This window comes from Pseudomonas sp. GD03842, from assembly GCF_029841165.1.
Lineage (GTDB): Bacteria > Pseudomonadota > Gammaproteobacteria > Pseudomonadales > Pseudomonadaceae > Aquipseudomonas.
Genome location: NZ_JAOCEA010000016.1, coordinates 1 through 12447, shown reverse-complemented (window position 1 = coordinate 12447; position 12447 = coordinate 1). Strand labels below are relative to the sequence as shown.

7 protein-coding genes are annotated in these 12447 nt (G+C 62.6%); all 7 read right to left on the bottom strand.

Annotated elements, in window-relative coordinates; genetic code table 11:
- Positions 1-7 precede the first annotated feature (7 nt).
- The 7 genes from N5D61_RS20860 to N5D61_RS20830 all read right to left on the bottom strand — a co-directional run bounded on the left by N5D61_RS20860 (position 8) and on the right by N5D61_RS20830 (position 12092).
- Complete coding sequence (locus N5D61_RS20860; RefSeq protein WP_108238891.1) at positions 8-547, bottom strand: chemotaxis protein CheW; 540 nt, start codon at positions 545-547, stop codon at positions 8-10.
- Positions 548-580: 33 nt separating this feature from the next.
- Entirely contained in the window at positions 581-2233 is a 1653-nt protein-coding gene (locus N5D61_RS20855; RefSeq protein ID WP_279894065.1) for a methyl-accepting chemotaxis protein, read from the bottom strand.
- Between the two features lie 27 nt (positions 2234-2260).
- Positions 2261-4297, bottom strand: coding sequence for a chemotaxis protein CheA (locus N5D61_RS20850; protein ID WP_279894063.1), 2037 nt, complete (start codon positions 4295-4297; stop codon positions 2261-2263).
- Positions 4298-4337: 40 nt separating this feature from the next.
- Positions 4338-4625: an STAS domain-containing protein gene (locus N5D61_RS20845; RefSeq protein ID WP_279894062.1), complete on the bottom strand. Its 288-nt coding sequence runs from the start codon at positions 4623-4625 to the stop codon at positions 4338-4340.
- Between the two features lie 23 nt (positions 4626-4648).
- Positions 4649-5017 (bottom strand): response regulator, encoded by a 369-nt coding sequence (locus N5D61_RS20840; RefSeq protein ID WP_108238895.1) that lies wholly within the window; start codon positions 5015-5017, stop codon positions 4649-4651.
- A gap of 9 nt (positions 5018-5026) precedes the next feature.
- Positions 5027-6241 carry a methyl-accepting chemotaxis protein gene (locus N5D61_RS20835; protein WP_279894061.1) on the bottom strand — a complete coding sequence of 405 codons (1215 nt, stop codon included), beginning with the start codon at positions 6239-6241 and terminating at the stop codon, positions 5027-5029.
- Positions 6242-6392: 151 nt separating this feature from the next.
- Positions 6393-12092, bottom strand: a complete 5700-nt coding sequence (locus N5D61_RS20830) for an AvrE-family type 3 secretion system effector (protein WP_279894060.1) — start codon at positions 12090-12092, stop codon at positions 6393-6395.
- Positions 12093-12447 lie beyond the last annotated feature (355 nt).

The following is a 12447-nucleotide window of genomic DNA, read 5'->3' as shown; positions in this document are numbered from 1 at the left end:
CTCGACCCTAGCGTGGATTGAAATCGAGAGCAGGCGTTTGAGCGGCCTCCGCAAGACTGGACATCTCGTCGAGGGAGAGCACCTTGTCCACCTCCAGCACGATCACGAACTTGCCATCGACCTTCGCCATCCCACCAATGAAATCGGCACGAATACGTGCGCCGAAGTTGGGCGGCGGCTCGATCTGCGCGTCCGGAATCTCTTGCACCGCCGAGACGGTGTCGACCAGCAACCCGACATCCTGCGCCTGACCCGTTCCGGAGCCCGCCTCGAGAATGATCACGCAGGAGCGTCGAGTGATCGCTGAGTTCGCCCGGCCAAAGCGGGCCGACAGATCGATCACCGGCACCACCGCACCGCGCAGATTGATCACGCCGCGCACGAAGTCCGGCATCATCGGCACCACGGTCAGGCTGCCATACTCGATAATTTCCTTGATCCCGAGAATGCCGAGGGCGAACATTTCCCCCCCCAGCATGAAGGTCAGGTACTGCGCGCCTTCGTCTTCGCCAACCGCTGCATCACGCGTCGTCATCACTGCGCCCATTTCGTTCTCCTTGTGACCCGCTCGCGTCTGCGATCAGAAACGGGTGAATTCCGACTCGTCCAATGTACTTTCCATGGCGTACGCCACGGCCTTGCGCGGCGGCTGCACCTTGCGCACGGGCTGACGCGGCACGCTTGCGGCACCGTCCTGCGGGCCGGCCGGCGCGGCGGCGCGAGGGCTGGAATCCAGGACGAAGAAGCTCATGGCCTGCTGCAATTGTTCCGCCTGACTGTTCATCTCTTCGGCCGTGGCCGCCAGTTCCTCGCTGCTGGACGCGTTTTGCTGGGTGACCTGATTGAGCTGGGTCATGGCGGTGTTGATCTGAGCGACGCCCGCGGCCTGCTCTTCCGAAGCCGCACTGATCTCCTGCACCAGGTCGGACGTCTTGTTGATGGACGGGACCATTTCCCCCAGCAACTGACCGGCTTTTTCCGCCATGTCGACACTGCTGGACGACAGCTCGCCAATTTCCTGGGCCGCGACCTGGCTGCGCTCGGCCAGCTTGCGCACCTCAGCGGCAACAACGGCGAACCCTTTACCGTGCTCCCCGGCCCGAGCGGCTTCGATCGCCGCGTTCAGCGCCAACAGGTTGGTCTGGTAGGCAATGTCGTCAATGATGCTGATGCGCTGGGCGATTTTCTTCATCGCCACCACGGTCTGTTGAACCGACTCGCCGCCCTCGGTGGCTTCCTTGGCCGCCTTGCTGGCCATGCCATCGGTCACCTTCGCGTTCTCGGTGTTCTGATTGATGCTGGCGCTCATCTGCTCGATCGACGCACTCGTCTCCTCGACGCTGGCGGCCTGTTCACTGGTGGCTTGGCTCATCGATTGGGCCGTGGCGCTGACTTGCTCCGACGCGCTGGCCAGATTGTCGGCCGCATTGCGGACTTCTCCGATGATATGCGTCAGCTTGCCGACCATGTTGCGCATGGCGTTAAGTACCATGCCGGTTTCATCTTTCGCACCCGGCTCGATGTGGGCGTTCAGGTTGCCTTCGGCCAGTTGTTCGGCCGCCCTCGCGGCTTGGCGCAGCGGACGAGAAACGATCCGTGCGATCAGCAGCGCCAGTGTCAGGCTGATCAGCAGCGCCACTACCAGCGCCACAACGATCGATAGCCGTGAGTTTTCGTACAGCGCGGTGCCTTTGTCGCCGGCTGCGGTGCCGCCTGCGGCATTGAGTTCGACCATTTTCTGCAGACGGCTCGTCAGTTCGTCGTAGTGAGTCTTGGATTCCCCACTGAAGACCGTTCGCGCCTGATCTGTCTGGTTCTGCCGGGACAGCTCGAACAACCGCTTGCTGGTGGCCTGGTAGGCACTCCATGCGCTGGTGACACTCGCCAGCAACTGACGGTCTTCGTCATTCGAGAGCAGTTGCTGGTAGGTGTTGACGCGGGTTTCGAACTGCTGCGCCGCGTCTGCCGCTTCGCGCTCGGCCTGGACCTTTTCATCGCTGCTGTCGGTGCCCAGATGCCGGTACTCTTGCAAGCGGTAGCTGGCGATGAAGAAACGCATGCCCGAGGCGGCACGCATCGACGGCATCCAGTTGCCCCTGATGTCCTGGGCAGCCTGATTGACGGCACCCAGTTGGAGGATGGCGTATCCGCCCATGGCGGCGGTCAGCACCAAGACCACCAGGAACGAGCCAACCAACTTGGTTGAAATCTTAAGATCGTAAAACCATTTCATCGAAAATCTCCTTGTAGTGCACACACGTCAGCGGGCAACGACCGATGCCGGTAAAGGCGACGGGCTGGTGCGGGCTTCAAGTTGTACGATTTGATTGAGCAGCGCGGGTACATCGAGGATCAGCGCTACCGCTCCGCTGCCCAATATGGTCGAGCCACTGATGCCGCGCAGTGCACCGAACAGCTTGCCGAGGGGTTTGATCACGGTCTGGAATTCGCCCAGCAGGTCATCGACGACCAGCCCGGCCTTGTGCTCGGCATAGCGCACCACCACCACGTTCTGGCGACGGGCCGGAGGGCCTTCGTGGCTGAAATGAGCGCGCAGGTCTACCAGCGGCAACACTTCGCCACGCAAGTCCAGGTAACCCTGCTGGCGACCGGATTCACGCTGGTGTTCATCCAGTTCAATGCATTCCTGGACCATGTCCAGCGGAATGACGTAGGTCGAGCGGTCGATACCGACCAAAAAGCCGTTGATGATTGCCAGCGTCAGCGGCAGCCGGATGCGCACCAACGTGCCCTGGCCCGGTTGGCTGTCGAGTTCGACATTGCCGCGCAACAGGGTGATGTTGCGCTTGACCACGTCCATGCCAACACCGCGGCCGGACAGGTTGGTCACGGCTTCGGCGGTGGAAAACCCCGGCTCGAAAATCAGGTTGTAAATCTCCTGATCGGTGAGGACTGCACCGCTGGCCACCAGCCCTCGCGCCTGGGCTTTTTCCAGGATGCGGTCGCGGTTGAGACCTGCGCCGTCATCGGCGATTTCGATGACGATGCTGCCGGAGTCATGGTAGGCGTTGAGGCTGAGATGGCCCTTGCTCGACTTGCCCGCAGCACGCCGTGCATCGGCACTTTCGATACCGTGGTCCATGGCGTTGCGCAGCAGATGCATCAACGGGTCGCCGATCTTTTCGACGACCGTCTTGTCCAGTTCGGTTTCCGCTCCGCTGATGCTCAGCTCGATGTCCTTGCCCAATTCCTGGCTGACATCGCGCACCACGCGTCGGAAACGGTTGAAGGTGTCGCCGATCGGGATCATGCGCAGGTGCAGAGCACCGTCGAGTATTTCTTCGACGAGGGTCGAGACCGTCGACGTCGCCTCTTGCAACGGCGCGTGATGACACGACCGCGCCAGCAGGTTGGCGCCGGCACTGGCAATGACCAGTTCACCGACCAGGTTGATCAGTTCGTCCAGCGTGTCGGCGTTGACCCGCACGAAATTGCCATCTCGGCTGCTCGCGTCGCGGGTGGTCGGCGAGCGTTGCGCGAGCGCTGCGGAGGGACTTTCCTCGACCGGTGCAATCAGGGGGTGGTCGGCGCAGACGGTATCGGCCACAGCGTCCTCGATGGCCACGATGCTGACCTCGCAGTCGTCCCGCACGAAGTCGAAGACCTCGTTGAGGCTGGCGTGGCTGGCTGCCGACCGCAGATCGATCTCGAAGCCCAGGTAGCAGCTTTCCGGGTCCCAGCTTTCCAGCGCGGGCAGGGTTTCGGTGAGGGTCGTCACCTGAATCATCTCCCCCAGGGTGCCCAGGTAGCGCAAGAACGACAGCGGGTCCATGCCGTTACGGAAAACGTCCACCCCAAAGCGTAACGACAGGTGCCACAGCCGCGCTTCGCTGCTCGGCTCACTCGCAACGGCCAGTACCTCTCGATTGGCCTCGTGGGTGGCCTGGTAGGCAAGCAGCGCCTGCCGCAGCGCCCCCTCGCGCTCAAGGGCCGCGGGCGTGAGCGTCTCACCTTTGGCGGCGACGGTATCGATCAATTCCAGCATGTGATCGCCGGACCTGAGCAGCACCGCGATCAGCGTGTCGTCCACCTCGACGCTACCATCGCGCAGGCGGTCGAGCACGTCCTCGACGATGTGCGTGAAACTGACCACAGGTTCCAGGCCGAAGAGGCCGGCGGAGCCCTTGATGGTGTGTGCGGCGCGGAAAATCGCGCCGATGCTGTCCTGATCGTCCGGCTCGCTTTCCAATTGCAGCAGGGATTGCTCCATGACTTGCAACTGTTCGCGTGCTTCGACGATGAACGTCTGCAGTGCCTGATCGAGATTGATGCTCACCTGGACTTCCTTTGTCTGTCTCTGGTCGGTGGTCAAGCTGCTACAGCGCAGCACGGCCACACAGTTGCAGCGCCTGAGCGACTGCCTGGCTTTGCCCGGTCAGGCGCAGCGCGGTGCCCTCGTGGACGCTTTCACGGTGGATCACGGCCAGCCATTGCACACCCGCTCCATCGATTTCCGTGACCTGAGACAGGTCCAGCGCCAGGCTCGGGGCCGAACCAACGTGGGGCAAGAGCGCTTCGGTGAGTTCGGCGACGGTGTAAATCGTCAACTCGCCTTCGATGGCCACCTGGATCGTGTCATCGACCAATTCGTGAGTGATCGGCATGGCTGCCTCCCTGGCGCAACGTGTTAGGGCAGAATGAGTTTGGAGACCGCCGCCAGCATCTGCGCCGGCTGAAAAGGCTTGACGACCCAGGCTTTGGCGCCGGCCGCCTGGCCTTCGGCCTTCTTCGACTCCTGCGATTCGGTGGTCAGCATGATGATGGGCGTGAACTTGTAGCTGGCCAGCTTCTTGACCTCCTTGACGAAGGTAATGCCGTCCATGTTCGGCATGTTCACGTCGCTGATGATCAGGTGCACCTTCTGACCGGTGAGTTTGCTCAGGGCATCCCGACCGTCACAGGCCTCGATCACGTCGTAACCCGCGCTTTTCAAGGCAATACCGACCACTTGCCGAACGCTGCTGGAGTCGTCGACCACTAATACATTCTTCGCCATGGTGTGTTCCTAAAAGAAGGTGATGTCTTGAGTACTGGATTGCGTCGCGGCCTCACCGTGATGAGTGCGTCGCTGTTCGTCGGTGGCGTAGGTGGCCTCCATTCGGGCGAGCCACTGGCGCGCATCGATGGCCACGGCCTGATCGGGCAACTGACTGGCCTGCACCAGATGCTCGTGCAGCGCGTGCATGTTGTCGCGCACGTGGCTGAGGATCTGGCTGACCCGGTCCTGGAATTGAAGGTTGACCAGCACCTCGGTCATTTCATCGCGAATGCCGTAGCTCTCCTGTTTGAGCAGATCGGAGGATTCAGCCAGGCTGGCGGTGATGGTCTGAAAGCGTTCGAGCACCGATTGAATGCTTTTCTCGGACGAGGCCACTGAGTGGCTGTCCTGGTCGGCGCTGCTGGAAGCGGCGTGGACCAATTGTGTGATCGCGGTATTGATGATGTCGACTTTGGCGGACATCTGCTGGCCGGTCTCGCTGGACTTGCTCGACAGGCTGCGCACCGCATCGGCGACGACCGCGAACCCTCGACCGGCCTCGCCCGCGCGCGCCGCTTCGATGGCCGCATTCAGGGCCAGCAGGTTGGTTTGCGCGGCAATGGCCGCGACGTCGGCGGCCATCGTCCGCAGCTCGCCCGTATAGGCTGTGAGGCCGCGGACTTGCGCCAGGGTCTGGTCACGGCTGGTCTGGCTGGCCTTGAGGGAATCGATCACCTGGCTCAGTTCGGTGTCGCTGGTGGCGAGCACCTTGAGCGCCCCTTCGGAGCCCTGCCCGTCCAGCTCACCGGCGGCTTGCTGCGAAGCCTGAACGGTGTCCTGCAAGCGCTCGGCGATGCCGGTGAACCGGCTGGTCAGGCTGACGATCGCTTCTTCGGTCTGCTGGCGCGAACTTTCTACCTGCCGCGACCAGATGGGCATCGCGCCCAGCAATACCTCATCCAGCTGGGTGCGTGAGGCCGAGCCACTGTGCTGTGCATGCGAACCGGCCTGAGTCTGTCGCGCCTGTTCCATCGACTGGAGCACGGCTTTGTGCCTCGATGCGCTCAAGGCACAGGCGATCAGGCCGATGGCGATCAGAGCGGCTGACGCGATCCAGTTGGCGAGGGAAGTGGACTGCGCGAGGATCCACGCCACGGCGGGAACGACCGGAATGAATGCGACCCCGCTGAAGAAGCGCGGGTGATCGGAAAAGGCTGGACGGTCGTGTCGAGACGAGGTCATGGAGTTCGTTCCTTGAACGTTGTTGCAGACATAAAAGTGACATACAGGTTATCTGCCCACTGTGTCGCAACTTGAGACTCGTCTGTGTACCTTCCGTCCGGTTCATGACCTGTCGAGGCGTGAGTGATCGCTCACGCCGCGGCCTGGTCCCTCATGTCGGTGTCCAGTTCTCACCCTTCTCGGCCATGACCCTGGCCGACGTGTCAGCGCTGCGCGCGCGTTCGCCTTTGAGCTTGAAGGACTTGGGTTCGAGCTGATCTTTGCCGTACTCGAAATTCACCTCGCCTTGCAGACGCTCCACACTCAACGAGCTACTGCTGCTGTAATTCACCCAAGGGGTGGGAAGCACGAAAGAGTCCTCCTTGGTGGCTGCCTTGAACACAGCGATGCTGCTGATGCGCAAGTTATTGCGGTCGGTGACCAGCCGCTTCAGTTGCTCATCGTCCAGGGTGCCATTGGCGGCGGCGGTTTCGATCTGTTCCTTGATGTCGTCTCGCAATTCCAGGATCACTTCAGCCCGGGTACCACTGCCCTTCTGCAAGGTGTCGAGCAGCGACTTGAGATGCGGATCCTTGGCCATCAGGCCCTGGATGATTTCCGCATTGCCTTGATGCCCCTCTCTGAAATACTGCGTCGCCCAGTCGACAGCGCGCTTGGTGTTGCTGGCCGAGCCGACGCGTCGAATGTTGTTGTGGGTGATCGTCATGTCCATCATGGTCATCAGCACGCCACCCTGTTCTGCCGCGGTGACCTGGCGCTGCATCTGGCGCAAGCTTTTCAGCGCCGCGTACTGACTGTCGTCCACCGTCGCGGCCTGCCCTCCATAGGCGGTGCTCAATGCAGTGAAGCGCGCCAGAGGGTCCGGTTTGCTGGCCTCGTCGGCCTTGGGAAGGGGCTCGATGTCGGCAAACGCTTCCTTGAGGCTTTTTTCCAGCGCATCCACTTCACTCTGCTGCGGCGGCAAGGCGGCCTTGAACCTGGAGTCGAAGGACTTCCCGGTCTTGGAATTGAGCACCAGACTCGCACTGATGCCCATGGGAATACCGCCTGAAATGAACGCGCCGTCGGGCTGGGCGACAAACGCCGTGTCGAACAGCCGCGCGTAACCATTGAGTTTGGTCTGCTCGAAGAAACGCGGGCGGTTATCGCTGCTGATGCGCGTGTTCAGGCCATCGTCGCCACGACCGGCGGTGCGTTGACGCTCGACGCCAAGCAGGCTTTGAGTGGCGACCAGACCGGCACCGAAACGCATGAAGCCCGAGACCGGCTTGGCTTTGGTCTGCCCGACGCTGACGCGAAACTCTGCAGCGGCGGTGGTTTCGACGTCGAGGTTGTATTTCTGCCCGGTGCGCACTTCGTGCTCGACGCCGCGGTCGATCAGCGCCATGGGCCGCAGCCCTTCCTGGGTCGGGTTCTTGCTGCTGTTCAATGGCGCGGAGGTGAGGTCGTGAATGAACGCGTCCAACTCGTCCTCGCGCACGAAAAAACTGAGCGCCTGGGTTTGAGTGAATTTGTTCTTGACGTCCAGCGAGCCACCGAAACGGCCACCCACTGTCGTGTGCCGTTCATGATCACTGCCAGAGCTGGACGTGTGCACTTCCGTGCTCCCCGGGACGTTGCCCGCGTTGCCAGCGTCCTTGCCGGTCACCACGCCGCCCGCGATCATAGACGTCCCCACGGTGAGCGCTCCGTCACGACCGATCGACACCTTCAGGCCTCGGTCAAAGCGTGTAAGGGTCAACGCGTAGGTGCGCTCGGGATCGACGCTCACCCGAGGCCCCAACACCGCAATACCCGCGTCGAACCCCAGGGTCGCCGCGCCACCGCCGCTGTAGACGCGGTTGATCTTGATGTTCTCTCTTGGCTCCAGCTCGCGGATGGCCGTCAGCAATTTTTCACCGATGCGCGCCTGATCGGTTTCCAGCCCCTGGCGCAGGTTCATCGACACCGGGTGATGTTCTTTGCGCAGGTACTTGAGGATGCTCTTGAGTGCGTCGTAGTCGGCTTCCAGTTGGGTATGGTTGTTGAATCCGGCGTCCGTCAGTTGCTTGAGCTGATTATTGCCCCACTGCCGGTTGTGCAGGTCCGCCAGATTGGCGGCGACCGTCTGCACGGGATCCGGCTGCGCATTGGCAGCGGCGCCGGCCTGCGCGGTGGGTTGCGCTGCGGCCAATGCCGTTTCCAGAGCGGTCAGTTGCGCCTCGATGTCATTAAACAGCACCGCGTTGTGCGCCAGCCGCGCTTTGACCAGCGACATGTCGTCGTGACCATCACGGCGACTGCCTGGCAATTTGCTGGATGAGCGTTCGATCACGACATGGTTCGACCTCATCTGGTCGAGCAGTTGGCGGGCGGGGTTGTCACGCGGCAACCCTGCCTCCTGAAGCACACCGTGCAGTTGTTCGACGAAGTTGTCCTGCGCGCGGGTCGACGGCCGATAGCCAGGGTTGGGGCCACTGTTGAGGTTCAACGGATTGCGAGTACTCAGGCCGATGCCAGGTGAATGCTCACCCAAGGTGCGTAGCTGCAAATGGAGACTATCGGTGACCTCTTTGCTCAACCACTCGAACAGTTGCAGAAGCTCCTGAGTGGCCGGGTCCTCATGTTGGGTCTTGAGCGCCCGGAGGCGATCGCCGATAGGTGGCGTCGGCAAACGGGTGAGGTTGCCCGAGTCGCGCTGCTCCGTCCGGAGTTGATCGAAGGCCTGCAGGGCGCCCTCTTGCGCCTGGTAGACCTCACTCAGCCCGGCGCGGCCTCGGTATTTATGCTCGACGTAATCTTCCGCCACCTTGAGCATGGCCGGGGTTTTCAAGAGTCGGCTGGGTAACAGGTGCGCCTTCAGAAACCCTAGCTGGGTGGGCGCCAGCTCCTTGGCGTGCAATTGCTGAGCGTTGCCACGACCAAACACCGTGGTGTCGAACTTGGCCGTCGGGTCGAGTTTAGGCAGGTGCCCTACGGTGGGTACGCCAAACAACGCTTCACGATCCTTCAGCGCGCCGAAGCTCCCATGATTGGATGGGGCATTGGCTGTGCTCGCCTTATCGCGGCTCCAGGCGTTGCCGTCCAGCGCGAACTCGCCGTCGGCGGTTCTGGCCAAGAGCTGCCCTTCGCTGCCGGTGCGCATCTGAAGGATGGCGCCGCCTGTCAGGCCTGTAGTGGGGACTGCCTGCCAAGCGTCCCCTCGACGTGGAGTGATGTCGTTCGACGCCCAGGTGGCGCCGTCCATTCGATGGATGCTGCCGCCACTGAGGGCGAACAAGTCCTTGCCACCGGTGGCAAGGGCGGTGACCTTCCCGCCTCCCGGCGTCGCGGGCAATTGATGCCGGGGACGCTTCTGATCGTGCACCCGCAGCTTGCCTTCGCTCAGGGTGACGAAGCGCTGATCGTTGAGCACCGCAATCTTTTCGGCCTTGATGCCTCCAAGCCCCGGCATGACCGAACCGGCCTTGACCTCGGTGGTGCGTCCCGGCAGGTTCAGATCCGGGCCGTCATTGAATTGATGGCTGGCCGATTGCTGATTGACCGCCAACGGCTTGACCTCGCCCTCCTTGGTCACAATGTAAGCGTTCTTGTCTTGACCGATCTGCACGTCTTGCAGGTCTTTTTCCTTGGCCTTTTTCCACAGGCCCGTTCGGGCATCCAGCAGCATCAACTGCTTGTCGTGTGCGGCAATGCTGCCGTAGGGCAAGTGCAACTGCTCATGGGTCGGCGGCTTGACGTCGGGCAGCCCCCGTCGGCTGTCCAGTGTCAGGGCCTGTGTCATGTTCCAGCCAGGCTGGAAAGCAGGACGGGGGCTGCCTTCCTGCATCGGACACGCGTGTTCCTGACCGTTGGCACCCTTGACCTTGGCATGCAGGGTACCGTCGCTGTCGGTGAACAGCCCGGTGAAACGATGGGCCCCGAGCGACGCCGCCAGCAAAGGTTGCTCACGAACCTGGCTGAACGACAATGGCAACTGGTTGATATCGGCGCTCAGCAATTTGCCATTGGCGGTGGCGACAAACACGGCGTTGCCGGCGACGGCCAACGCTTTGGGTTCATCGCCGCTGCCGAGCGGGCCAGTGCGCCCGGCAATGGCAAAGGGCTGAACCTGGCTGGCCGCATCGCCCCGCAGCAACTCGATGTTGAATGTTTCGTTCTCCTTGGTAATCGCCAGGTGATCGCCGCTTGCCGTTCTGGCGACGTCGCTGGCCTTGTGCACGAAGGCCAGAGGTCGTTGGGGGTCTTGCAGGGCGCGCACCTTGCCGTCGTCATCAATGCCGTACACCGCATCGCGCCCCAGGCTGTGCAGGCTGCTGTAATCGCGGGCCGCGTCTTGCGCTTCCCAACCCGACGCCGTGAGCTGGTAAAGCTTTTTATCCTCCGTGCGCCAGTGTTTGCCATGCCCCTGATGCACGCCGTTGATCTGCGCCAGCAGCCCTGACTCTGGCAGCTTCAGGCCGGTGCCCGTGGCCGTCGCTGCGGTCTGACCAACCTGAATGCCGTGGTTGCCGACGCTCAGGTGACCGTTGTCCGGTGGCAGTCGACTGCTCAGTGCAACGCTGCCCTTGAGCAGGGTGATCGCACCGGGACCGGCGTGGGCATGCACCAGCCGGTTGTCTGTGTCGAGCAGCAGGTGATGCTGTGCGTCAAGCAACTGGAAGCGATTTTCCGGTTTGCCGAGCACCGCCTGGACCAAGTGGTCCAGCGGTTCGGCACCCATCTGCAGTTGGTGATCGTGCAAGGCCATGGTCATGGTCGGCCCGGCCAGCGGCGCGTTCGCTGCCGCCGTCGCAGCCGGATTGGGCACAGGCGGCGGAGGCGTGGGAGGCGTTGGCTGCCGTCCGAGTTGTGCCAACTGCTGACGCAGCGAACTGGGTGGCGGACGCGAGGGCAGGCGACCAGGCGTTAACGAAGCCATCGCCTGATGGATAGAGAGTCCGTGAGCGGGTTCTTCGATACGGTCGGACAACTCACTTAGCCGGGCGCGGGTGGCGGCAGCGTCCAGCGCTTGCTGACGCAACGGGCTGTTGGCCGCATGAGATGGCAACCGACCGGGCGCCGGCGAATCCATCGTCTGCCCTATCGAAGGGCCCTGGTCCGGGGCTTCCATGCGGTCGGACAACTCACCCAGCCGAGTGCGGGTGGCCGCAGCGTCCAGCACTTGCTGGCGCAGCGGACTGTTGGGCGCATGGGATGGCAACCGACCGGGCGCCGGCGAATCCATCGTCTGCCCTACCGAAGGGCCCTGGTCCGGAACCTCCATGCGGTCTGACAACTCACTTAGCCGAGTGCGGGTGGCGGCAGCGTCCAGCACTTGCTGGCGCAGCGGGCTGTTGGGCGCATGGGATGGCAACCGACCGGGCGCCGGCGAATCCATCACCTGCCCTATCGAAGGGCCCTGGTCCGGAACCTCCATGCGGTCGGGCAACTCACCCAGCCGAGTGCGGGTGGCGGCAGCGTCCAGCACTTGCTGGCGCAACGGGCTGTTGGGCGCATGGGATGGCAACCTACCGGGCGCCTGCGAATCCATCAATTGCCCTATGGAAGTGCCCTGCTCCGGAGCCTCCATGCGGTCGGTGAGCAACCCCAGTGCGCTGTCCGGCACGCTCCCCGACGAGCGACCAAGATGGGGCGCCGACGCGCTCGACCTCACCGAGCGTGGCACATCTCGAGCGTCCTGGCCGCGACGTTGACGGGAAGACGGCAAATCCAGACTGGCACTGCGTCCCATCGTCGCCAGTGACGTGCTGCCCGGTGCGATGCGTGGGCTGACGCCGGAACGCTGTGCCACGGAGCGGGTGCCACCGTCCATTGAGGGGGTGGTACTGGTGATGGCAGCGGTTACAGGTCGCGTGACGGGGGGCAACATCGGGAACCACCTATTCCATGTATTCGGTCCCCTTGAGTGGCCCAGGGTCGACGACGGTTCCACGAAGCGGTTCGTGAGTCGGCGTCATGCTTGCCAATGGATCGGCCCTCGGTGTCGGGACCTGTATGGCCCAGTGATGGGTGCCGTTGAGATTGGGGGCAGATCCGTTTGCGCGTGGGCTGGGAGCTGGGGTTTCGCTCTTTGCGGGCGACTCTATTTTGTTCTTGCCAAAAATGGGGCCGCTGTAAAAGCGGAACGGTGAATCGGAGTCACCCTCGCCGATGGATCAGCCCTCGGTTTCGGGACCCGTATGGCCTGGTTAAGGGCGCCGCTAAGATCGGGGGCAGATCCGTTG